The following is a 23746-nucleotide window of genomic DNA, read 5'->3' on the forward strand; positions in this document are numbered from 1 at the left end:
ATACTCAATAGGTAAATAATATGATGCAGTTAAATTATAAAAAAATAGGTTTGGCTTGGCTGTTTGTTTTAAGCTTTATCGGCTGTGCCCAAGCTCAACAAAAACCGAATATTGTGGTTATTTTAGCCGATGATTTAGGATATCGGGATGTTGGTTTTACTGGCGCAAAAGATATCAAAACCCCCAATATCGACAAGCTGGCTCATAACGGCGTGATATTTAATAACGGCTATGTTACTCATCCATACTGCGGACCGTCTCGTGCTGGTTTGTTAACTGGACGTCATCAAGCTCGTTTTGGTATGGAGAATAATGTGTCATATTCTCCTGACGATAAGCATATGGGTTTACCGTTAACTGAAAAAACTTTCGCAAAACGCTTGCAAGAAGTTGGTTACAAAACCGCTATTTTTGGTAAATGGCATTTAGGTGGGGCGCCGCATTTTCAGCCAAATAAACGTGGATTTGATTATTTTTATGGTTTTTTAGATGGAGGCCACCAGTATATGCCAGGTGAAGTGCATATAGGTGCCGACGGTTATTGGTTACCTATTATGCGTAATACTGGGGTAGCCGAGTTTGATGAATATTTAACAACAGCTTTGAGTAAAGATGCGGTTAAATTTATTGAACAAGCGCAAGATAATCCTTTTATGATTTATATGTCGTATAACGCGCCACATACGCCATTACAAGCACCAGAAAAAACCATTGCCAAATACAAACACATCCAAGACAAAGAACGTCGTATTTACGCTGCAATGATTGATGAAATGGATCAAGGCATTGGTTTATTGGTTGATGCGTTAAAACGAACTAATCAGCTAGAAAATACACTTATATTCTTTTTGTCTGACAATGGTGGTGTTTACCCTGAAGAATGGTTGCCAACCTTTGATTGGTCTGATAACAGTCCGTTTCGACGCGGCAAAGTTGCATTATTAGAAGGTGGTATACATGTACCATTTATTGCTCATTGGCCTGCAAAAATTAAACAGGGTTTTGAATTTGATGGATTAGTGTCGGCGCTAGATATTGCCGCTACTTCTGTAGCAATTGCTGGTGCGGATGCAAGTGATGGCTTGTTAGAAGGGGTTAATTTAGAGCCTTATATGACTCAACAAAAAACTGATTCACCACATCAAGCGTTGTACTGGCGCTTAGAAGAAGCAGATCATATTTGGGCGGTAAGAACAGAAAGCGCAAAATATATGAATCAACCTTTGCCAAATGTAGGCCGGTCATTTTTTGATATGGTTAATGATCCATATGAGCAAAACAATATTGTTGACCAAGAACCACAACAACAAGCTGAATTAGCAAAACTGTGGAACCAATGGAACAGCAAAAATATCAATAACATACTGCTACAGTCATGGGAATATAAAAAAGCCCGCGATGATTTTTATAATCAGCTATTTGAGAAAAACAAAGCGGATGCGAAAGACAGGGCTGTTTATAATGTAGAGTGAGCAACAGAGTTGGCCTGATATTCTTTCGGGGTTAATCCTGTTTGTTTTTTAAATACAGTGGAAAAATAGGCTGAGTTATTAAAACCCACTTCATAAGCTGTTTCGGTTACACTTTTCGTTAGTAGTAAGGTTTTGGCTTTATGTACCCTAACGTCGACTAAATATTGCAATATAGTTTGTGAAGTGACATTTTTAAACACTTTAGTGACGTGTGAGCGACTGCAGCCTACATTGTCAGCGACATTGTTGAGACTAATGTCGCTGTCATAGTTGGTTAGAATATAGGTTTTGATCGACTCAACTAAGCGCTTATCTGCGCTACTGTCAATTACATTCTCACGCTCTGAGGCTAAAGCCGTGGCTTCACTTAATAGCAGCTGGTTAATTGCTAAATTTGTCAATATTTGTGCCGGCTTGCTGCAAACGATTAATTAAGGTTTGTGCATTTCCACTGTCAAATATAGCCGCGTCAAACATCATAAAAAGTATTTCTTTAGTTCTGACTTTAAAAGTATCTAAACTATTTTGTGCAAAACAGATAAGGCTGAAGTTAACTTTTCAACTTTTTCAGCAACAACACCTATATGTCCATGGTTAACGGCTTCCAACAAAGCTTCGCGTTCTTTAAACGGGTAATCTTCATTTATTTTGTTTGGGTAGTAATCAACAAAATTAGTTGGGGTCGGCGCTGTATATTGAGCCAACGCCATTGAGTTTTGATGTAGGTGGTGTTGTTTTATTTTGTGATTGGTAATTTGGATATCTTTATAAACAGCGACAATCCAAACAATTGCTGTAAAGGCGGAACCACCATAATAAATTGCCCATTGTTCAGTTGATAATCCGATGGTCATAGCGGTAAATAATAGCAATACACCAAGGATAAGTAATTTCACAGCTTGTTTTAGCGATTGTTGTAATAAAAATAAGCAAGGTAGCAACAGTTGAACGCTAATTAACGCTATTTGACTGTAATAAACTTGTTGTTTGCTTACGCCACTTAATAAATGTAACCACTTAGTTTTGTGTAAGTGATCCATATAAAATGGTGGAGCGAACGCAAAAAATAGGCTCCAGCAAAACCCTAGTAGCGCAAGGCAATAAATGGCTTTACGAGCATTAGTTATATTGGCTTGAATACATAGACCATAAATAAGCGCGGGCATACCAAAAGTGTAAAGCACAACATTTCTCATTAAGTCAAACCAGCGCCGAGCTTCTTCAACTGGCATTAAATTGATCAAAGGTCCACATAAAAATAACGTGAAAGACACAATAAAGATACCATACCAAGGATAGGCAGAACCGATGCGGTATCTCACGAGCGTGAAATAAATTAACACGATTGAGTAGACATTAGCTGCAGTAAAGGGAAAAACTGCACGAATTAATATGTCCCAATTTAATGCTATGTAGTTCATTTTGTTTTATGTCTGTTGTTAACTATTTTCTATACTTTATGCCTTTATTTGGTAGCTGCAAGGTTTTTTACTATTAATTGCTCTAATTTAGACCAAAAGCCAATTTTAAAAACTTTAGATTTTTTGTCGTTATGTATTTGAATATTATTGTAATATTGACTTAATACAAATTTTATATATGTACCACTTTGCGTCAGAAATATCACATCTACAAGCTGTTTGGGTATATAATGCGTTTGTTTCAACAAAAGAGAGTTTATGGTTAAGTTTCGTCTGATAGTGGTTGTTTTTTCAATATTTTGCATTGCCTTTAACGGGCAGGCAATAGCGCCTATGGCGTTTGAAAAATGCCCTGAATTACATTCAGATACAAATGAACATCAAACCATAAACCAAGAGACTCATCAGGATAACCAAGCAGAAACGCATGATTGTTGTGATGTCGACTGTTGCGATGCCAGCTGCGACTGCGCTCAAGGAGCATGCCAATCAGCTGTATTTATAATCGAACAAGAACGAACATCCATACAAGCTAACGCGCCTAACCGACTTAGCTTATTGCCTTTGGTGCAATTACCTAGCTATTCAACTCTACCGTTTCGACCTCCCATTTGATCTCCTAAGGGTTTTTCTACCCAAAATTCACAGAAAAATTTAAATATTGGATGCGCAACAGCTTGCTGTTGCAAAATAGCAACGCATATTTTGAGGTCAAAATGCGAAGAATATCAGTCAAGGCAGCTATGTTTATGCTGCTGATTCCTAATTTAGTGGATGCAAATGAAGAAGAACATCATGACGACCACCATCACCACCATGAAGAGTCGAGCATAGAAACCATTCAGGTCCGAGCTTCTAGACTAGGCAGAATTGTCACAGAGTCGGCCACACGAATTGAATTAATTAATGGCGAAGAAATTCAAGAAAAAGCTATCATGCGCCCTGGCAATATTTCAATGTTAGTCGCAGAAACCGGTGGGGTGCGGGTGCAAACCACTTCACCGTCATTGGGCAGTGCTAATATTCGATTGCAAGGATTGTACGGCCGTTATACTCAATTATTAAGCGATGGCTTACCATTATATGGCGGGCAAACAGCGTCAATTGGTTTGTTACAAATTCCACCGACCGATTTAGCTAATGTGGAAATCATTAAAGGTTCGGCGTCATCTTTATATGGTGGCTCGGCTTTAGGTGGTGTGATCAATTTAATTTCGCGTACCCCGTCTAAAAAATTTCAAGGTGAAATATTGGCTAACCTAACCTCAAAAAATGGCCAAGATTTAACCACGTATCTAGCATCACCTCTGACTGATAATTTTAGTGCCTCGTTAACTGGTGGTATTCATCACCAACAAATCCAAGATTTAGATGACGATGGTTGGATCGATATTGCAGGTTATGAAAGATCAAGCGTCAGACCGCGTTTTTATTGGCAAGGTGAGCACGATGACAATTTGTATGTCAACCTAGGTGCTATGTCTGAGAAAAGAAATGCAGGTACAACTAACATTAGGCAACTGCCAAACGGCGAACAATATATACTAAACCAAGATACACAACGAATCGATATAGGTTTTGTGTATGACAGGCCAATTGGCGATGACCTGAATGTGAATGTGCGAGGCTCTGCAATGGATCAGCAGCATCAACACCAATATGGCAATGTATATGAAGACGACACACATCAAAGCTATTTAATTGAGTCGAGCTTGGCAGGCTATTACAATAAAACTGCATGGCTGTTGGGGATTGCCTATCAATCCGAGCAGTTTAGCTCAGAAACCTTTCCCGAATTTAACTATAACTACCAAGTACAGGCTTATTTTCGCAACTAGATTACGAAGCAAGCGATGATATTTCGTTGTCATTAAGCGCTCGGTCAGATTGGCACAATGAATATGGCAACCAATTTAGTCCAAGAATTTCAATTTTGTATAACCCAGATAGCTGGACCTTCAGAGGCGCCTATGGCAAAGGTTTTTTTGCTCCAAGCCCATTTATTGAAGATATAGACGAAGTTGGTTTATCTAAATTATCGCCACTGAATAATTTAGATGAAGAGCGCGCTGAAACCGCATCAGTCGATGTCAGCTATGCTGTGGGTAGCAGCGAGGCGAGCATGACATTATTTGCGTCGAACATTAGCCAAGTAACTGAGTTACAAGAAATGCAAATAGTGAATACCAAGGGGGAAACGCAAATTCGTGGCGCAGAACTTTTGTTGCGCTATAAGTGGCAGGATATTAAGTTTACCGGTAGTTACTTGTATACAGACGCCACAAAGGTATCAGAGCAAGGTGATGGGCGAGAGCCACTTACGTTAACCCCTCAGCACTCCGCTGGTATGGTGGTCATGTGGGAAGAACACGGCAGTCATTTATTAGGTTTTGAAGCTTACTATACAGGCACGCAGCACTTAGTGAACAACCCATACCTAAATAAAAGTAAACCCTATTGGCATTTAGGTTTGTTAGGGCAAATCACCCTAGGTCGCTTTAGCTGGTTTGTTAATGCCGAAAACTTACTGGATATTCGCCAAACCAAAGAGCACCCATTATTGTTGCCCGAGCAAGCTGAAAGTGGCCGGTGGACGACAGATATCTGGTCTCGTAACGACGGCTTTATTGTTAACGCGGGCGTGCGTTTTAAGTTTTAACGTAAGCGTGAAAAATGCCTAGTAGCTTAACATTAAGGCTATTGGGCATTTATTGCATTCAAGCTGTTAAAATTTATTTAGTAAATTGTTTACATTTAATTGTGCTCGATCAATCATAGTGTTGCTTTAACAACACTTACACATAGGAAAACAATTTATGCTAAAGAAAATCACACTATGTGCGTCTTTCGCACTAACAACTACCGCAGCTATATCTGCAGATTGGGATGGTGTACCGATTCCAGCGCCAGCAGGTCAAAATAAAACTTGGCAAATACAATCTGTTTCAGATGATTTTAACTACACTGCTTCAGCAAATAATAAACCAAGCGCTTTTACCAGCCGTTGGAACGACAGCTATATTAATGCGTGGTTAGGGCCTGGTGATACAGAATTTAGCTCAGGTCACTCGTATACAAACTCAGGTAAACTGGCTTTGCAAGCTGCTGAAAAAACAGGTACAGACAAAGTATACGCAGGTATTATTTCTTCAAAACAAACATTTACCTATCCGCTTTATATAGAAGCGCGCGCAAAATCAACTAACAATACTATGGCTAATGCCGTGTGGATGTTAAGTGCTGATTCAACTCAAGAATTAGATGCAATGGAAGCTTACGGTAGTGATAGGCCAGGCCAAGAATGGTTTGATCGCCGCATGCATGTGAGCCACCACGTATTTATTCGCGAACCATTCCAAGACTACCAACCCAAAGATGCTGGTTCTTGGGTATACAATGAGCAAGAGCCATGGCGCGTTGCTTATCATAACTATGGTATGCATTGGAAAGATCCTTGGAATGTTGATTATTACATCGATGGTGTTTTAGTGCGAAGTGTTTCAGGTCAGCAAATGATTGATCCGCATAACTACACCAATGGCACAGGTATCAACAAACCATTACATATTATTATTGATATGGAACATCAAGACTGGCGCGATGTTAAACCAACGTCTGCTGAGCTTGCAGATCCTGCAAAAAGTATTTTTTATGTAGATTGGATCAGGGTCTACAAACCAGTTGATTCAGGTGCTTCAGCGACTATAGCACCTGCAGGTGCAACTTCTTTACAGGCGAGACATAGCAGTAAATGTTTAGACTTATCTGCTGGTAATTCGGCCGATGGCACTAACATACAGCAGTGGGGTTGCAGTACAACTAATACTAACCAAGATATTACTTTTGTGGCTAAAGGTGATGGTTATTATGAAATGAAAACTAAACACAACAAATGTATTGATGTTGCAGGTAAAGAAACAACTAATGGTGCTAACCTTGTGCAGTGGAGTTGTTACAACGGTACCAACCAGCAGTTTAAATTACTCGATAAAGGTAACGGTTGGTTTCAATTACAAGCAAAACACAGTGGAAAATGTTTAGAAGTCGCCAATTCTGCTACCACCAATGGTGCAAATGTGCAGCATTGGGCTTGTGGAAATGGTAACAACCAGCAATGGAAGTTCCAATAAGCTTATTTTACCCGTAATCAGTTAATTGGTTGCGGGTTTATTTCTAAAGAATTAGCCCAGTTACTTGCAGCTTCTTCATCTTTTTCTCGCCACTTTTTCACAATAATCTGAGCAATTTCAGCTTGGCTGCCATCAGGAATAACATCAAACCTTTCAACCAGCCATAATACATCTTGATTAGCGATATTTTGCGCTACATTCAATAACAAGTGTTGCTGCATGTTAGGTTCTGTTTCGTTTAACGCCATTTGCCAAGCAAATTGATTATTTTGTGGCTCCGCTACCGCCAAATCTAAAATAGTGGTTAGTACCGCTGCACGCTCTGTTGGATTGTCGAGTGCTTGTGCCCAAGATAAAGTTGAATTTAAATCTTCTGTTGCAGCAGAATGCGCATAACGCGCAAGCAGTTTAGTCTTTTGCGGGTTTTCTGGCATTAGCTCTAAATAATACAAGGCTTCGGAAGGCTGTAGCTCTAACAGGTTTAATACCAGATTATTTACTACTGTATGGTACATATCTGAGCGTTCGCGCCCGTCAATCCAAGCTAAAGCCGCGTTGTAATCTTGCTGTGCCCAATCAACTAAAATGCTATCCATTACTTGAGCTTTTAATTGTGGATTGGATAGGCTTTCAGCTAACGACAAAATCGATGTTTGGTTATTGGCACTGGCACCAACATAAGCAGATACAAGTAAATCTGACTTGAGGTTTTCTTCTAGTGTTTGTGAGTCAAGCCAAGCTAACACTGAATTTAAGTTATCCGAGCTTGCAGTACTGACTACGTCATAAATTAAATAACTAGAAATTTCGGCTGGCTGGGCAACTACATGAGCTAAAGCAGCATGTAAGTCTAATGCTGCCCAAGCTTGGTAGAAACTCAACAAGTGTTCAATTGATAACGGGTTTTCAGCGGATATTAGCGCTAGACAAGTTTTAATTGTTTGTAGGCTCTTAAGTTGCAAAGTTTTGTCGTCACATTGTGTTGTATTTTTTAGCAAATCTGGGATTTGCATTATGTTTAGTTCTGCTGACATTCCAGCATCTGTCCGCGAAATTTCGATATTTGTCGGCACTCTTGTTTCTTTCAGTGAATTGGGTGGCTGCCTTAATAAAAAAGACAACAAGCCTACAATGCAAACAAGAGTTATAGGTAGAGCGAGAACAACAGCTTTCATAACCCACTCACAAATTTAGTGAACATAGTATTGGAGATAATTGACACCGCTTGTCTGAATTTAACAAAATAGGGCAAAATGCTTTGCCCTATAAAAGAGTTAAAGTGACCTTAATAAAATTTAAACTGCTGATTATTTGCGCCTGTACACTGCCACTGCTGAATGGTTGCGCCATTCGAGCTTGATGTATTGGCAACTTCTAAACACTTATTACTGTGTTTTGCTTTCAATTCAAACCAACCATTACCTTTGCTAATAGGCTGAAATTGTAAGTTGTTACCATTGAAACAATCCCACTGAATCACGTTTGCGGCATTAGCTGTTGAGTTTCCTGCAACGCCGACGCATTTATTGTGTTTGGTTCTTAGTTCATACCAATCTCCACCTTTAGCGGCAAAAGTAAAATCTTGGTTTGTGTTGCTAGTGCTGCAACCCCATTGTCGAATGTTGGTACCATTAGCATTCGAGCCTGCGGCTAAATCAACGCATTTACTACTTGCTCTATTTTGCAAAGAAGTAGTTCCTGCCGGAGGTGTAACTGGGCTGCCGGAATTTCCACCTGAGCTATCTGTAACGGGTTTGTATACGCGTATCCAGTCAACCCAATATATGCTCTTATTAGTATCAGCCAGCTCTGCATCAGTCGGAGTAATTCCATTGTCTGAGCGCCAACTCTGATCTTCGGTGTTAATAATTAAGTGCATAGGTTTGCTTAAACCTGTGCCGCCAGTAAAGTTGTTTGGGTCGATAATATTCGCACCAGAAACAGTACGAACTAATTTACCATCAATGTAATACTCTAAATGCCAAGGATCGCGCCAATATACCCCGATTCGGTGAAAATCTTGACGCCAAATAGTCCCTTGGCCATCTGCATACCAACTGCCAGCATCTGTTGGTTGATAGTCTTGGAACGGCTCACGAATAAATACGTGATGACTTAAGTGAATGCGCTCAGCAAACCAAGTTTGATCCGGTCTATCACTGCCATAAGCTTCTAACACATCAATTTCTTGTGTCGAGTCTGCGCTTAATAACCAAATGTCAGACGCTAGAACTAGGTTGCTGATTTTAGCCCGTGCTTCCACATATAAAGGATAGGTAAAAGTTGCATGTGAGGTTATTGATCCTGCTCTCACTTTATCTGTCCCAGGTTTGCGCGTCGCGGCAATGCCTAAGTTTCCATTATTCACATAAGCATGTCCGTCAGTCCATTCTGTTAGACCTGGACCTGTCCAAGGATTGATATAACCTTCGTGCCAGCGTGTGGTAAAGTTATTATGGTAATTATTCACATTTGAGCTGTAATTAAAATCATCTGAAACAGCTTGAAGTTGCCATGTTTTACCTGAGCCCGCGTTAACTGGTACTGGGTAGCTGTCCCAATCTGCAGCATGAACCGATGTGCTTATACTAGCAAGTGTCAATAACATTGTGTGTAATATTTTCACGATTAAAATCCTATAAATTTAGTGCTATTAATGAGTCTATTGTGTTTAAGACTTTGGATATTGTTAGCTTAATTCAGTGTTTTTCCTCCTTAGTTTTTGACTGACTTTTCAAAAGTTTAACTGTTATTTACTTTCGGGATTCAATTACATACCCAGTTTAAAACCAAGGCATGGTCAACAATGCTTTCTGATTTTTAATATACAATAAATTGTTAACATTAATATCAGGAGTAGAACCAAAAATGTTAGTTTTTTGTTGTTATTGGTGATGTTGACGTTATATTTAGATCAAAAAATTCCCTGTTCTCTACCAAATGACCTAAAAATGTTGTTAAAAAATAACCAATAAAAGGCGATTACCTTGAGAGGCCGTGTTTGTACAAATGCAATATTGAAATAGAACAAAAAATGTCTATTTTTATAAGAAAAATGGCTCAATTTAAAAGTTTTAATTAGTCAGTTTATTAGTCTTTTCATGTCCATCTTAGAAGAGGAATAACCATGATTCGACAATTTATACACAGTGTTTTAGTTGTTAGTTTAGTAGCTTCTTGTAGTGCAGAAACAGACTCGACATCTAAAGAAATCTATCAACCAACTGAAAAATCGTTAGCCACACATTATGCTGCCCCAGACTGGTTTAGAGATGCCAAGCTCGGCATATATTTTACTTGGGGGCCTTATACTGTTGCTGCTAAAACCAATGAATGGTACCCGAGGTGGATGCACTTTGGTTTAAACAAAGAGGATTGGCAAGGGGATAAACCCGGCTATCACATTGATTTAAAACAATGGCATAGTCAGCGTTTTGCACAGCCTAGTGAATTTGCTTATCACGATATGATTGAACAATTTACTGCCGAACACTTTAATGCGGATGAGTGGGCTGAATTATTTGCAAGAGCTGGCGCTAAGTTTGCTGGACCTGTCGCAATGCACCACGATGGCTATGCGTTATGGGATAGTGATATTACCCCTTGGAATGCGGCAGATATAGGGCCAAAACGGGATATTACCGGCGAGTTGGCAAACGCATTGCGCCAACGAGATATTAAGTTGATAACAACCTTTCATCATGCTCGAAATTTACAGAGATACAAGGGGCAAACGCTGCAGCAAGCTAAACAAAGGTATGGACATTTAGACATGTACCATTTTTTCTGGAATTCTCATTTTCCTTGGGTTGAAGGGCTAGCTACCAGTTCTGAGGATGAAAAATTGAAATGGTTGTATGGCAATGTACCAGAAGCTGAGTGGCTAGACACTTTTTGGTTGGGGACGTTAAAAGAGGTTATCAATAAATATCAACCAGACATAATTTGGTTTGATACTTGGCTTGATTTAATTCCGGAGCAGCAGCGTTATGAGTTTGCAGCATATTATCTAAATCAAGCACAAATTTGGGGAAAGGAGGTGATGATGACGCATAAGGATATGGATATGCCTGAAACTTTTTCGGTTGAAGACTTCGAGCAGGGGCGTAGAGATAAGTTAACCGGAGCACCTTGGTTAACCGATGATACTATCACCAAGTGGAGCTGGTCTTACGTTGAAGGAATAGAGGTAAAACCCGCGGCATGGGTGATTCATGACTTCATTGACATTGTTAGTAAAAATGGCCAACTATTGTTAAATGTATCGCCAAAATCAGATGGGACAATTCCACAAGACCAAAAAGAGGTTTTATATGAACTGGGTGATTGGCTCGCGGTAAACGGAGAAGCAATTTACAACACTAGACCATGGAAGATATATGGTGAAGGCCCAACACAAATGGAAAGTGGTGGACACTTTACTAAACACGTCGATTACACAGAAAACGACATTCGCTTTACCCAAAGCAAAAATGCTTTGTATGCAATTGCCTTGGGCACACCTAGAAAACCGCTAAAAATACTCGCTCTGGCTAAAAACAACAGTATTGGCGTGGCAAATTTTAGCAAAGTAAGCAGTTTAAACGGCGACTACATAAAAAGTTGGCAGCAAAAAGCAGATGCTTTATACATTGAATTAACGGCCGATGCGCCTGAGCAAATTGCCTATGCCTTTAAGTTTGAATAGTAGCCTTTAATTTTTGTTGAAACACTTTTGGCGAGCATCCAGTCTGTTTTTTAAACACGGTTGAAAAATAGGCTGGGTTATTAAATCCTACATCATACGCTGTTTGGGTCGCATTTTGGCTAACGAGCAAATGCTTTGCCCGGTCAATACGGGTATTGGTTATGTATTGATTTATGGTTAATTTAGTTTGCTGTTTAAACAATTGTACAGCACGCGTGCGGCTAACCCCAATTTGTTGGCAGATAAGGTCTAAAGTGAGATCTGCGGTTAAGTTATCTTGAATGTAATGCTTAATTTTACTAACAACTATGTGTTCGGTATCAGTTGTTTGAAAAGGAGACTTTGTTATGAGAGAGTTTCTAGCGGTTGTTAGGTCAGAAAATACAAAATAAACCCAAAAGAATACAGTTAAGCTAGCGCCGCCGTAATACCAACTCCATTGGTTAAAGATAATTCCCAACGCCATACATAAACTTAACCATATCGTGGCTAAACACAGCAGCAAGGATTTTTGTGTTTTAGTTAACATGTATAAGCAAGGTATGAGTACAACAACACATACCCAGGCAACTTGAAACCAGTACACCTGCTGTGGATTAAACAATACATTTTGCCAAGGTAGTTCGTTTGGGGTTATTGAATCGAGCGGCGGGGCCAATACAAATATGCTACACCAAGTTGCGCCTAGCAGGAAAGGACTATACTTTGTCACATTGCTCAAACTTAACTCAGCACTTTGAGCTAATCCAAGCAATAAGGAAGGAATTCCTATCGAAAAAAAGACGATATTTCTAAATAAATCGTAGTATCTGTGCGCAGCGTCAAAGGGTAATAGATTTACCATCGGGCCGAGCAGAAATATAACAAAACAACCTATGAAAACGACAAAGAATCTATTTATCATTGGTTTTTGCGTTACAAAACAAAAATAAGCCATAAGCAACAAATAAATCACCGATGCGGCCAACGGTAGTACGGCCTGTGTAAATACCTCCCAAGATATCAAAGCTCTGGTTTCCATAACCCCTCTCATTGCGTTGGTTTTTTTGTTGTATGTTAACAATTTGTTGGGCGGAGGTCTTCTTTTAGTGTAAAAAAATATTTTGTAAAAGTGTCACTTTTGTTGGTTGAAAACAATTAACTCTAACAACCACAAAAACAACTAACAAAGGCGATAGTATGAAGTTAACAACAAAAGCCGTGCTGGCGGTGTTATTGGCAAGCTCGGGTTTAAATGCTTGTGCAAATATTCAAGAGAAACCGCTGCAGTCACAAGCTTTTAAAGGCACTAAAAGCATTGATATGTCTAAGTGGCAGCTCGCTTGGCAAGACGAATTTAATTACACGGACGAGCAATTAGATGAAAATTGGCTATCACAAAACGGTCCAACTGAAAACCCATGGGTGCTCAGCAGTCGGTGGCGTGAAAATGCTGAAGTGAAAGATGGTGTATTACATCTTAAAGCGCTAAAAGAAAGTCGTGGTGGGCAAGATTGGACTACTGGGAACGTTTGGACTAAACGAACTTTTGGCTATGGCTATTTTGAAGCAAAGTTTAAATACGCTGCGGCTTATGGTACCAATAACTCATTTTGGTTTTGGCCAAAACAAGGAGTTAAAGACGGACAAAAAGCCTGCGAAATTGATATAAATGAAGGCCATTTCCCAAATATTATCAACACCAATGTGCATAATTGGACAGATACTTACACATTGCCAAATGGACGTGTTAGCCATGATGATGACCAAAAACATTGGACCTTGCTAGGGAAACCCGATCATAACATCATCTTAAAAAAGTCAGTTAAAACAAATAAAATTCGCTTAACTTCGCATAACCCTGCGTCTATTCATATTTCAGAATTTAGAGCGCTTGCGCCATCTTCAACTGGTTATTCTGCCCCAACAGCAGAGCTGACAGATAACACGTTAAATCATGCTTTAGCAGCAGACACTATACTCACCACCAATGGCGTATTTAACAAGTTACCGTCGAAAGAAACTTTTGCGATTGATAACAAGTTAGACACTCGTTGGGTATCAGAAAAACATGGTAAAAAATGGCTACAGCTTGAGTGGAATACAGCAAAGGAAATTGGCGCTATTCAATTTGTAAATGGTTGGCTGCAAGAGTATGGCGACTCAAAAAGTTTTTATCGCAACTTAATTGGTGATTATGTCATTGAATATCACAACGGCACTGACTGGGTTGAATTAACAAGTTATAACGCTGCGGATGTAGCCAACTTTGGTGAGCAATACCACACCTATGGCCTCGAGTGGGATGAAAACTACTTCAAGTTTTATTTTGATGGCGAGCTATACCACACCATGCGTAACGATGTGTGTTTCAGCGAACAAACTTTGCTGTTTAGCTTAGCTATTTTAAAAGCAGAAATTGCTGGCCCAGTAACAGATGCTATTGACGGAACAGCCATGCAAATTGACTGGGTTCGATATTATCAACGTAAACCATAAAGCGAGTGTTGGTTATGAGTTCAGTTGATATAACAGTCATTATTATATTTACCTTGCTGGTGGTTGGTTGCGGCATTAGCTTTGCGGGTTCGGGCAAAAATATGAAAAGTTATTTTTCTGCCGGCGGTGCTTTGCCGTGGTGGATGAGTGGCTTGTCACTTTTTATGAGTTTCTTTTCGGCAGGTACATTTGTTGTTTGGGGCTCTATTGCTTATCAACATGGTTGGGTCGCGGTAACTATTCAATGGACTATGTGTTTAGCCGGTGTGGTTATAGGCTTTTTTATTGCGCCAAAATGGCAAAAAACACGCGTATTAACCGCTGCTGAATATATTAGTGAACGTTTAGGTGAGCGCGTTAAAAAAGTTTATACAAGCATATTTTTAACCATAGCGACGTTTTCAACTGGCACGTTTTTATACCCAGTTGCGAAAATTGTTGAAGTATCAACCGGCTTGCCCATAACCAATACTATTATCGGGTTAGGTTTATTAATTTTACTCTATACCGCGGTTGGTGGTTTGTGGGCGGTTATTGTTACTGACATTTTGCAATTTGTTGTGCTGACCGCCGCAGTACTTGTGGTTGTACCTTTGGCGTTGCAAGAAATTGGCGGCATTAGTAACTTTATTAACAAAGCGCCGGAAAACTTTTTTAGCTTAACGGGCGGTGAATATACTTGGGGATTTATCGCCGCATTTGCCTTGTATAACTTATTTTTTATCGCTGGCAATTGGGCATATATTCAAAGATATACCTGTGTTGCCACGCCGCAAGATGCGAAAAAAGTCGGTTGGTTATTTGGTGGTTTGTATCTAATTAGCCCAGTTATTTGGATGTTAGCACCTATGGTTTATCGAGTGCTTAATCCAGATATTGCAGCTGCTGATAACGAAGGTGCTTACTTACTCATGTGTAAAGAGGTGTTACCTATTGGCATGCTAGGTTTAATGTTAGGTGGCATGATATTCGCGACTTCAAGCTCAATTAACACAGCCCTCAATATTACTGCAGGTGTCATTACCAACGATGTAATTAAGCCGTTATATCCAAAATTAGCCGAATCGAAATTAGTTAAAATTGGCAGATTTACCACAGTTTTATTGGGACTTGTCACTATAACAATAGCACTGCTAGTACCTTATATGGGAGGGGTAGTTGAAGTGGTTATGACCATGGCAGCACTGACTGGTGGTGCACTATTTTTGCCGCCTATTTGGTTGTTGTTTTCAAAATATCAGCGTGGTTTTTCAATTTTAATCACATCAATTTTAACCTTATCGATTAACGCATATTTTAAGTTTATCAGCCCTTGGTTGTTTGAACTGTCATTAAGTAGAGCAGAAGAAATGTTATTAGGCGTAACCACTCCGGTTATTTTGCTTGGTTTGTTTGAATTGTATTACCGAGCAACTAAACAAGTTGCGCCAAGGTATGCGCAGTACAAACAACTAGAAAGCTTAAAACAACAAGCCGAAAAAGAAGTTTCTAACACAGATTCTGACAGCAACAAATCTGCAAATACCAAAGGTAATCAAGTGATAGGTTTTGGCATTTTGTTTACTGGGCTCATCTTAATTTGTTTGGCTATTTTAGCCGAAAAAGGCAACTTGGTTGTTGCTGTAATGGCCAGCATAGTAACGCTAATCGGTGCTTGGCTGATTTATAAAAATAAAACTGCTGATGTAGAAGGTGTATATGAACAAGCCTAAGAAAACTGATTTTCCATCTGCCTTTCCATGGGATATACCACAAGCTAAACCAGATAGGCCGTTAAGCAAAGCGATGGCCCGTATGTACGATGAATATCAAACGCCGCGGCCAGAAGATAATAGTTTGTTCAGTAGTTTTAAATATACTCAACTACAAGGTTTTGATTACCGAGATGGCGACGGCACAGTGTCGCGTCGCGATCCATCAAAAATTATTCGAGTAAATGGCTTGTACTATGTGTGGTATACCAAGCGCGACACCCAAACACCACCACAAGGGCCAGAAAAGTGTAGTGACAGCATACCTTCAACCGATTGGGATTTAGCTGAAATTTGGTATGCAACCAGTCAAGATGGTTTTACTTGGCAAGAGCAAGGTTGTGCCATTAAACGCCCAGCTAAACCACAGCCTGGTTGGCGCTCGGTTTCAACGCCCGATATTTTAGTGTGGCAAGGTAAATACTATTTGTATTATCAAGCTTTTATGCAAGCCAGTGGCATAAAAGGTGATCATTGTCCTGTTACTTTGTCGACTGCTGACAGCCCTGATGGTCCATGGACACCTTGCAATAAAATTGTGGTGGAAAATGGACCAGCAGGCAGTTGGGATCAATTTTCAATACACGATCCATACTTATTGGTCTACCAAGGAAAAATCCACTTATATTACAAAGCTGCTTTTGGCGACAGGCCTGAATATTTAGTCGCGAATGGGCTGGCGATTGCTGATAACCCAATGGGGCCTTTTAATAAACATCCATTAAACCCTGTGCTCAACTCAGGGCACGAAACTACTTATTTTCCGTTTAAACAGGGCATAGCAGCTTTGGCTATTCGTAATGGTAACGAAAACAATACCATTCAATTTGCACCGGATGGGGTTAATTTTTCCATAGCGTCTGTTACCTCGCTCATGCCTGTTGCGGCAGGGCCATATGTGGCCGATGCCTTTAGCTATACTGAAAATGGCCAAGGGATAGAGTGGGGCTTATCGCATTTTTGTGACAAAACCGACCCAAGCACTAAACACAGCTTTTTAGGCAGGTTCGACTGCAATTTAACTCAAAACGGCAATAACACAGATATGAAAGAAACCGATGTTATCCATCATCCAAGTGTTTATTTCGCCCAAGGGTTATCTGAAAAGCAAAAAATACAGCGTCAACAAACTGCCCAAGAGGGTGAACAAAAGAGTGTAGAATTATGTTAGTCGAAAGTTTTAGTCAACAAACAAGAAGCAATAATAAACAACAGATTATCACTGATTTTGTGGTAGCTGGAGGTGGACTGGCAGGTGTGTGTGCAGCAATTGCTGCAGCGCGTAATGGCAGTAAAGTTGTATTAATTCAAGACAGACCCGTATTAGGCGGTAATGCGTCTAGCGAAGTGCGTGTTTGGGCATTAGGTGCAACCTCGCATATGGGTAACAATAATAGATGGTCACGCGAAGGCGGGATTATTGACGAAATTATGTTGGAAAACCTAAAAGTTAACAAAGACGGTAATCCAATTATATTTGACGCTGTGTTGTTAGATAAGGTCGCAGCAGAGCCAAATATTCAATTGCTGCTTAATACTGCCGTTTACCAAGTGAATAAATCGGCCGAGCGTAAAATTGCCAGCGTTGTTGCTTTTTGTAGTCAAAACTCAACTGAATACACAGTTTCAGCCCCGTTGTTTTGTGATGCAACGGGTGATGGTTTAGTGGCTTTTAATGCGGGGGCAAGTTTTAGGATTGGTGCTGAATCGCGTGATGAATTTGGCGAACAACTTGCACCAGAGCAAGCAAGCGATCAACTGTTAGGACATACGCTGTTTTTTTATAGTAAAAAGCTAGATCATCCAGTTAAATATACCGCCCCAAAATTTGCCTATACACATCAACAAATTGGCGCAATTCCACGTTCTAAAAATATTCAAGGCAGTGATTCAGGTGTTAAATTTTGGTGGGTTGAATACGGTGGTATTCACAACACCATTGCACAAACTGAAGAAATTAAATGGGAATTATGGAAAATTGTTTACGGCATTTGGGACTACATTAAAAACAACGGCAAATTTGAAGATGTTGAAAACCTAACTTTAGAATGGATAGGTACAGTACCAGGTAAACGCGAAAGTCGCCGTTTTAATGGTGAATATATGCTTAAACAACAAGATATAGTTGAACAAACTCAGTTTGCCGATGCTGTTTCTTATGGTGGTTGGGCGATAGATATTCATCCATCAGAAGGTATTTATAGTGATAAACCAGCCTGTTCGCAATTTCACTCCAAAGGCGTTTATCAAATTCCATATCGTTGTTTTATCAGCAAAGACATAGATAATTTATTTTTTGCTGGGCGTAATATCAGTGCTAGCCATATGGCCTATGGCTCAAGCCGAGTGATGATAACTTGTGCTCATGGTGGTCAAGCTGTTGGTACTGCCGCTGCATTGTGCAAACAAAATAATATTAGCCCTAAAAGCATGTTAAACCCAGAACAGATGCAAAGTTTGCAATATCAACTGAATTTGTTCGGTCATGGCATACCGAATGTGCCTTTAGCGCAGCAAAATAATTTGGCCAAACGAGCGCGTATCTCTGCGAGCAGCGAACTTGAATTAAAACAATTATTGCCAAGTGGAGAATATTTACCTTTAACGCAAGCTTGCGCCCAGCTTATGCCGTTTAATCAAGGCATGGCACCTGTAATGAAACTGCAAGTTAAAGCACAAACTGAAACTCAGTTAAAAGTTGCTTTAAGAGTCAGTGTAAAAGCTGAAAATTACACCCCAGAAATTGACTTAAAAACCATAGAACTAAACCTAGTTGCCGGTGAACAAACAATCACACTTGATTTTTCTAGTGTAGAAATTGCCGCTCAGTATGGTTTTGTTACGTTTTACCCAAATGCTGCGGTAGCACTGGCTATATCTGAGCAATTAGTTACAGGTTTTATGCCCGTATTTAACAAGGTGCACAAAGCGGTATCTAATACGGGTAAACAAACTATGCCTGTAGAGTCAGGAATAGAGAGTTTTGAATTTTGGACGCCAGAGCGTAGGCCAAAAGGGCAAAATTTAGCTTTGCAATTTGAACCAGTACTCAAACTGCACCCTCTATCACATATAACAAATGGTTATCTGCGCCCGTGGAAACAAAGCAATGCTTGGGCAGCAAGTTTTAAAGACAAACAGCCTCAAGTTAAGTTTTGCTGGCCTGAGCCTGTCAAAATCAGCCAAATAACTCTATTCTTTGATACGGATGCAGACCATGCGTTAGAAACAGTATTAATGCAGCATCCAGAAAGTGAAATGCCGTACTGTGTGCAGAATTATCGGGTAAAACAGGCTGATGGCAGTATTTTGCTTGAAGTGGTTGGAAATTATCAAACCGTTAATAAACATAAGTTAGCGCAAGCAATTCAAGTAGATGAACTTGTGTTTGAATTTGACCAGCCAAGCGATTTGGTACCAGCGAGTTTATTTCAAATAGAGATCCACTAGCTAAATGCAAGACGATAGTCATTTAATTTTACAAGCGCGCAATGGCGACATGCAGGCTTATGCAACTATTGTAGAACGCTACCAAAGTAGCGTTCGTGCCTGTTTGCGTATGCGTTTGCATGAGCCATCTGAGGCTGAAGATTTAACCCAAGAAACCTTTATTCTTGCGTTTAATAAATTAAATGAATTTGATGAAAGCCGCCCAGTAGAAGCGTGGCTGCGTGGTATTGCCATTAACTTGCTTAGAAATTACCTACGCAAGCATAAACCCATAAGTGTTGGCAGCCATGCCGAGCTAGAAATGATAATTAACCAGCAACTTGATACCGATTATTCTCAAGGGCAAGAAGTAGCGAGCGTTGCAGCACTTAAAGATTGTATGACTCAGTTAAATGAAAAAACGCATGAGCTGGTTAATCAGCATTATAAACAAGGGTTTTCAATTGCCGAGCTTACTAAAAAACATGGGATGCGCCATTCGGCTATGACCATGCGTATGTTTCGTATACGAGAGAAATTGCGAGACTGCATAGAAAAAAATCTCAAGGAGTATTGTTAATGAATCAATCAAATAGCTTGAGTAAAGAACAACGTCGATTAATTGCCGCGTATTTAGCGGGTGAAGAGGTAACCGATGCGCTGTTATACGAATGCCGTAATCATCCTGAAGTTAAACAAGCATTAGCAAAATTAGTTGGCACTGACAGATTAATTCAGCTTGCGTTAGACACACAAAACTACCAAACGGTTGATTCAGTCATGCAGCGAATTAGCCAGCAGCAGTCAGTTAAACAACCTGCGGATAAAACTAAAGTGATTCGCCCTTGGTTTAAATCACAAATGGCGTTTGCGGCCTGTGTGGCAGCTATTGTTATGCTGTTTTTTATCAGTAGCTTAGTTTCAATGCAAAACAATTTAGCCGTGGTGACTAAAGTGGCAGCTTTGTCTGAAACAAGTGAGCTTTCTTTAGGTAAACGTCTGCACAAAGGCAAAATTTCTTTAGAGCAAGGTTATAGTGAAGTTGTAATGGACAATGGTGTGATATTGGTTTTAGAAGCGCCCATTCAATTGAACATTCGCTCAGAAAATTTGGTGATTTTAGAAAAAGGTAAATTGGTTGCCAAAGTACCGCCGCAAGCAATCGGTTTTAGGGTAGACACCCCAAGCTCCGAAATAATTGATTTAGGCACTGAATTTGCGGTTGATGTAAATGAGCAAGGTGAAAGCCAAGTGCATGTATTAGATGGTGAAGTTAAAGCGCGTGCATCAAAACAACAAGCTTTTAAAATGCTAAAAAAAGACCAAGCACTTTCTTTTAGTTTGGATGAAAAAATACAAATAATTCAAAGTAGTCCACATTTGTTTATGCGAGCTTTGCCAGGTAAATCAGCAGTTAATCCTGATTATTTGCATTGGTCTTTTGACCAAATTGAGCATGGGCAATTTGCCTCCAGCGGTAAAGGCATAGCAGGGAAACATTACCCAGCATATGACAAAACCGAAGCCGGACAAATAAACCAAGTAGCAGGTGTATTTGCCAATGCAATAACCTTAGATGGCCGCAGCAATTGGATAGAAACAGAATTTCCGGGTATTTCTGGTGATGCACCGCGCACAGTCAGTTTTTGGGTAAAGGTACCTAAAGATATTGGCAGGCATGAAGTATTTGGTATTGTCAGTTGGGGCACACAAGAGTTTTATTCTGCATGGCAAATATCGCCAAATCCATTTCCTCAAAATGGCCCAATTGGCGCACTGCGAATTGGTACTTACAATGCTCAAGTCGTTGGTACACGTGATTTAAGAGATGGTCAATGGCATCACGTTGCTGTTGTTTTATATGGTGGAGAAGCATCAGATATATCCACCCATGTACTCATGTACGTAGACGGTGAATTAGAAAAAACCAATGGTAAGTCAGTTGCTAAAGTGAATACCAAAGTAAGCCAAGCTAACTCACGTCCACTCACGTTAGGGCGGAATATCGGCTACCAAGCTGAACATGAAAAAGACAAGTTTTTTCGTGGCGCAGTTGATGAGTTATATGTATTTGACGCAGCTCTTGAACAACAACAAATTCGTAATTTAATTAAAAAGAACGAGTTTGGCAGTCAAAGTAGCTAACTATAAAATGGATACTCTGAAGATTATAAGCGAAAACTTATGTTGATACCTGATTTTTAGCAAGATTACTATCGTATTCTTGCTAATTTTTCTTGTTTGGGCTGTCAGTTAGCTGTTTGGATTGCTTTTTAGCTGGGTCTGTTCAAAGTTTTTTCTATGCATTCAAATAATCCAGTTGCATTTTTTAAACATAATCCTGGAACTATGTTGTGGGATACAGCTAATCAATAAACATTGAAAATACTTTAATAGAATTACCTTATATATTCTCCATAAAGAAGTAGGTACATTTAAATTTACACCTTACTAATAAAATTAGAGAGGCTATCGTTTTTTAGCTTTGGGCTTGCAGAAGAATTTATTAAAGAAAAAATGGTTAATTAGGAAACAGATTTTACTGCTAATAAAAAACAACGGAAGACCAAAAAACTTTACTCCCCCGTTATTTTGTGCACGGTAACACCATTTTGATTCCACACAGTACCCCCCCCTTATTTACAGGTGCTAACTACACGTTAAGTTCACATTTATCCGTATGAATTGTGATTTTCATTAGATATTTAAATAAGGTTAATAAACTTTTCTGCTGGGACAGACTTAGTATAACTGATTTTACCAAAGCCAATTTTAAGATTTCATAAAGGGTTAAATAATGCTAAATCCATTACAAAATAAACATACGAGACTTATAAGATAAGACTGGTAGAATTATTCAGGTGCTGGTGAGTGTTCACCAGTATAACTCTGTCGATACTGGTGTCGGTAGGATTGTACCTATATTTGTAAGATCATACCGTTGCATTAGGCTTCTACATTTAATGGTATCTTTAAACCTAAGATGTCTGTTTTTTCTAAGGAGAACAAATAGTTTTCCAGTCGTTTTTAACTTAGGTAATTAAATTATTCTGTTTTAGATAGTTCTACAGGGCAGTGTCATTTTCGACTTTTTGACATAAGGGTGTTTGACTGTTTTTGGATAAAATTAACAACTTTTACATCATTAAATTATGATTTATAAGGAATTTTAAACCAACAAAGTTAATATATAAACGCGATGCTAAATGCTATAAATAACCTTTATTTTAAGCGTTGGTATGACTCCCCACGTCAAGTAGACAACACAAATTTCTGCCTAAAACTTTAAGCCATAATTGGTTTTGCTTGCTCAATTAAATTGAGTTAATGCATCGTATGAAGCAAGTAATTTCGTCGGTAGTCACGCTGGTATTCGTAGATTACTTATTGGGAAATAAGCAGAGCTGACCTTACTGATTCAGCCGTGGCGCCTGTCTCCAATCTAAGTCTACCTTTACAGACGACTACGTTGTAATGTTTGCCTTTATGGATGAGCCGCTGGTATCGGCGAGGCAATATCAATAATATATTTGGGTAAGCCTTCGTGCCGTTTTTGGGTTTAGGTTGAAACATTCGCGGAATAGCGGTAACTGTGGGCGCCTTCAATCAGTAATCTCCTTGCCCGGTTGTTACCACATTTGGTAATAGCGCCAATTTTTCGTTTTCCCCCACTGGAATGTACAGACGGGACTAAACCTAAATAACTCATGAGCTTTCTGGGATGGTCGAAACGGGTTAGGTCGCCAAGCTCGGCAACGACACCCGCAGCTACTAATAAGCGAACACCGCGCATGGTCTGAATGGCTTTGACAACCGGATCGTATCGCCAGTTTTTAACCTGATGAATCAATTCATTATCTAAGCGTTCGAGTCGTTTAATTCGCTCGGTAATGATTTGCAGATATTCCTGTAGTACTATTTGCTCAGCTGGTATTTTGCGTCTTTTAAATCTTTCATGGCGGTTTCACGCGCGTGGGATAAATCTCGGATGGCCTCATCTTCAGGATCAGTCACATAAATAGGGGTTAAATCTTCAGACTTAAGTAACTTAGCCAGTTTAAGCGCATCCCGTTTATCGGTTTTAACTTTATCGCCCGGTTTTTTAGGGTGCAAACACGTAACAGCATTGACCTAAACTGGTAATTAAGCGGTAAATCCAATAGCCACAAGGCCCGGCTTCATAGACAAAATGCAGGGTAGTACTCGGATATTTAGATTCAAACTGGCGGATTAACTTTTTAATGCTAAGTTTGGTTGAAGTGAGACGCCCATAATGAACCAGACTTCAATATATGCGATTTCAATAAATGCTTTATGAGTATCTAAACCTATGAAAGGTATGCTATGTTTGTTCATGCTAGCCTCCAATTTTTAGTTG

15 protein-coding genes and 2 pseudogenes are annotated in these 23746 nt (G+C 39.6%); 11 read left to right on the top strand and 6 right to left on the bottom strand.

The genetic code is table 11. The features are described 5' to 3' along the window. Nucleotides 1-20 precede the first annotated feature (20 nt). Nucleotides 21-1472 carry a sulfatase gene (locus tag N7931_RS11535; RefSeq protein WP_262794216.1) on the top strand — a complete coding sequence of 484 codons (1452 nt, stop codon included), beginning with the start codon at nucleotides 21-23 and terminating at the stop codon, nucleotides 1470-1472. Here the strand turns inward: N7931_RS11535 and N7931_RS11540 are convergent. Next, nucleotides 1457-1873, bottom strand: a complete 417-nt coding sequence (locus tag N7931_RS11540; protein ID WP_262794218.1) for a helix-turn-helix transcriptional regulator — start codon at nucleotides 1871-1873, stop codon at nucleotides 1457-1459. The two genes, N7931_RS11535 and N7931_RS11540, sit on opposite strands and share 16 nt — an antisense overlap. A gap of 114 nt (nucleotides 1874-1987) precedes the next feature. Beyond that, nucleotides 1988-2893 carry a hypothetical protein gene (locus N7931_RS11545; RefSeq protein WP_262794220.1) on the bottom strand — a complete coding sequence of 302 codons (906 nt, stop codon included), beginning with the start codon at nucleotides 2891-2893 and terminating at the stop codon, nucleotides 1988-1990. A 258-nt stretch (nucleotides 2894-3151) separates the two neighbouring features. Between N7931_RS11545 and N7931_RS11550 the strand changes: the two genes are divergently transcribed. The 3 genes and pseudogenes from N7931_RS11550 to N7931_RS11560 all read left to right on the top strand — a co-directional run bounded on the left by N7931_RS11550 (nucleotide 3152) and on the right by N7931_RS11560 (nucleotide 7023). Continuing rightward, the gene (locus N7931_RS11550; protein ID WP_262794222.1) at nucleotides 3152-3508 is read left to right on the top strand and encodes a hypothetical protein; all 357 of its coding nucleotides are present in this window, start codon (nucleotides 3152-3154) and stop codon (nucleotides 3506-3508) included. A gap of 101 nt (nucleotides 3509-3609) precedes the next feature. Continuing rightward, nucleotides 3610-5552: pseudogene (locus N7931_RS11555) on the top strand (TonB-dependent receptor plug domain-containing protein). A gap of 157 nt (nucleotides 5553-5709) precedes the next feature. After that, nucleotides 5710-7023, top strand: a complete 1314-nt coding sequence (locus tag N7931_RS11560; RefSeq protein WP_262794224.1) for an RICIN domain-containing protein — start codon at nucleotides 5710-5712, stop codon at nucleotides 7021-7023. Nucleotides 7024-7040: 17 nt separating this feature from the next. On the opposite strand, the gene N7931_RS11565 is transcribed toward N7931_RS11560, so the two are convergent. Beyond that, nucleotides 7041-8057 carry a hypothetical protein gene (locus tag N7931_RS11565; RefSeq protein WP_262794226.1) on the bottom strand — a complete coding sequence of 339 codons (1017 nt, stop codon included), beginning with the start codon at nucleotides 8055-8057 and terminating at the stop codon, nucleotides 7041-7043. A 251-nt stretch (nucleotides 8058-8308) separates the two neighbouring features. Next, a complete protein-coding gene (locus tag N7931_RS11570) occupies nucleotides 8309-9649 on the bottom strand; it encodes an RICIN domain-containing protein (RefSeq protein ID WP_262794228.1) in 1341 nt (446 codons plus the stop codon). A gap of 501 nt (nucleotides 9650-10150) precedes the next feature. Between N7931_RS11570 and N7931_RS11575 the strand changes: the two genes are divergently transcribed. Further along, on the top strand, nucleotides 10151-11710 hold the full coding sequence (locus N7931_RS11575) for an alpha-L-fucosidase (protein ID WP_262794229.1): 1560 nt from the start codon (nucleotides 10151-10153) through the stop codon (nucleotides 11708-11710). Here N7931_RS11575 and N7931_RS11580 read toward each other — a convergent pair. Further along, nucleotides 11697-12554 (bottom strand): helix-turn-helix domain-containing protein, encoded by an 858-nt coding sequence (locus N7931_RS11580; protein WP_262794231.1) that lies wholly within the window; start codon nucleotides 12552-12554, stop codon nucleotides 11697-11699. The genes N7931_RS11575 and N7931_RS11580 overlap by 14 nt on opposite strands. Nucleotides 12555-12889: 335 nt before the next feature. Here N7931_RS11580 and N7931_RS11585 point away from each other — a divergent pair, with 335 nt between their 5' ends. Genes N7931_RS11585 through N7931_RS11610 form a run of 6 tightly spaced genes read left to right on the top strand, consistent with a single transcriptional unit; the run spans nucleotide 12890 to nucleotide 21513 of the window. Next, nucleotides 12890-14188 (top strand): family 16 glycosylhydrolase, encoded by a 1299-nt coding sequence (locus tag N7931_RS11585; protein ID WP_262794233.1) that lies wholly within the window; start codon nucleotides 12890-12892, stop codon nucleotides 14186-14188. Nucleotides 14189-14202: 14 nt separating this feature from the next. Beyond that, entirely contained in the window at nucleotides 14203-15900 is a 1698-nt protein-coding gene (locus N7931_RS11590) for a sodium:solute symporter family protein (RefSeq protein ID WP_262794235.1), read from the top strand. Continuing rightward, a complete protein-coding gene (locus N7931_RS11595; RefSeq protein WP_262794237.1) occupies nucleotides 15887-17110 on the top strand; it encodes a glycoside hydrolase family 117 protein in 1224 nt (407 codons plus the stop codon). The genes N7931_RS11590 and N7931_RS11595 overlap by 14 nt, the downstream gene beginning before the upstream one ends. Next, complete coding sequence (locus N7931_RS11600; RefSeq protein WP_262794238.1) at nucleotides 17104-19389, top strand: FAD-dependent oxidoreductase; 2286 nt, start codon at nucleotides 17104-17106, stop codon at nucleotides 19387-19389. Before N7931_RS11595 ends, N7931_RS11600 begins: the two co-directional genes overlap by 7 nt. A gap of 4 nt (nucleotides 19390-19393) precedes the next feature. Next, entirely contained in the window at nucleotides 19394-19948 is a 555-nt protein-coding gene (locus N7931_RS11605) for an RNA polymerase sigma factor (RefSeq protein WP_016953890.1), read from the top strand. Further along, the gene (locus N7931_RS11610; RefSeq protein WP_262794240.1) at nucleotides 19948-21513 is read left to right on the top strand and encodes a LamG-like jellyroll fold domain-containing protein; all 1566 of its coding nucleotides are present in this window, start codon (nucleotides 19948-19950) and stop codon (nucleotides 21511-21513) included. Before N7931_RS11605 ends, N7931_RS11610 begins: the two co-directional genes overlap by 1 nt. Nucleotides 21514-22752: 1239 nt before the next feature. Here the strand turns inward: N7931_RS11610 and N7931_RS11615 are convergent. Next, a pseudogene (locus N7931_RS11615) lies at nucleotides 22753-23724 on the bottom strand (IS110 family transposase). Nucleotides 23725-23746 lie beyond the last annotated feature (22 nt).

This window comes from Catenovulum sp. 2E275 (genome assembly GCF_025515275.1).
GTDB lineage: Bacteria > Pseudomonadota > Gammaproteobacteria > Enterobacterales > Alteromonadaceae > Catenovulum.

Bases quoted from the DNA above. Each gene is read 5' to 3' on its own strand.
- N7931_RS11600 (WP_262794238.1), top strand. From the start codon at position 17,104: ATGTTAGTCGAAAGTTTTAGTCAACAAACAAGAAGCAATAATAAACAA.
- N7931_RS11585 (WP_262794233.1), top strand. From the start codon at position 12,890: ATGAAGTTAACAACAAAAGCCGTGCTGGCGGTGTTATTGGCAAGCTCG.
- N7931_RS11605 (WP_016953890.1), top strand. From the start codon at position 19,394: ATGCAAGACGATAGTCATTTAATTTTACAAGCGCGCAATGGCGACATG.
- N7931_RS11610 (WP_262794240.1), top strand. From the start codon at position 19,948: ATGAATCAATCAAATAGCTTGAGTAAAGAACAACGTCGATTAATTGCC.
- N7931_RS11560 (WP_262794224.1), top strand. From the start codon at position 5,710: ATGCTAAAGAAAATCACACTATGTGCGTCTTTCGCACTAACAACTACC.
- N7931_RS11565 (WP_262794226.1), bottom strand. From the start codon at position 8,057: ATGTCAGCAGAACTAAACATAATGCAAATCCCAGATTTGCTAAAAAAT.
- N7931_RS11580 (WP_262794231.1), bottom strand. From the start codon at position 12,554: ATGGTAAATCTATTACCCTTTGACGCTGCGCACAGATACTACGATTTA.
- N7931_RS11575 (WP_262794229.1), top strand. From the start codon at position 10,151: ATGATTCGACAATTTATACACAGTGTTTTAGTTGTTAGTTTAGTAGCT.
- N7931_RS11535 (WP_262794216.1), top strand. From the start codon at position 21: ATGATGCAGTTAAATTATAAAAAAATAGGTTTGGCTTGGCTGTTTGTT.
- N7931_RS11550 (WP_262794222.1), top strand. From the start codon at position 3,152: ATGGTTAAGTTTCGTCTGATAGTGGTTGTTTTTTCAATATTTTGCATT.
- N7931_RS11595 (WP_262794237.1), top strand. From the start codon at position 15,887: ATGAACAAGCCTAAGAAAACTGATTTTCCATCTGCCTTTCCATGGGAT.
- N7931_RS11545 (WP_262794220.1), bottom strand. From the start codon at position 2,893: ATGAACTACATAGCATTAAATTGGGACATATTAATTCGTGCAGTTTTT.
- N7931_RS11590 (WP_262794235.1), top strand. From the start codon at position 14,203: ATGAGTTCAGTTGATATAACAGTCATTATTATATTTACCTTGCTGGTG.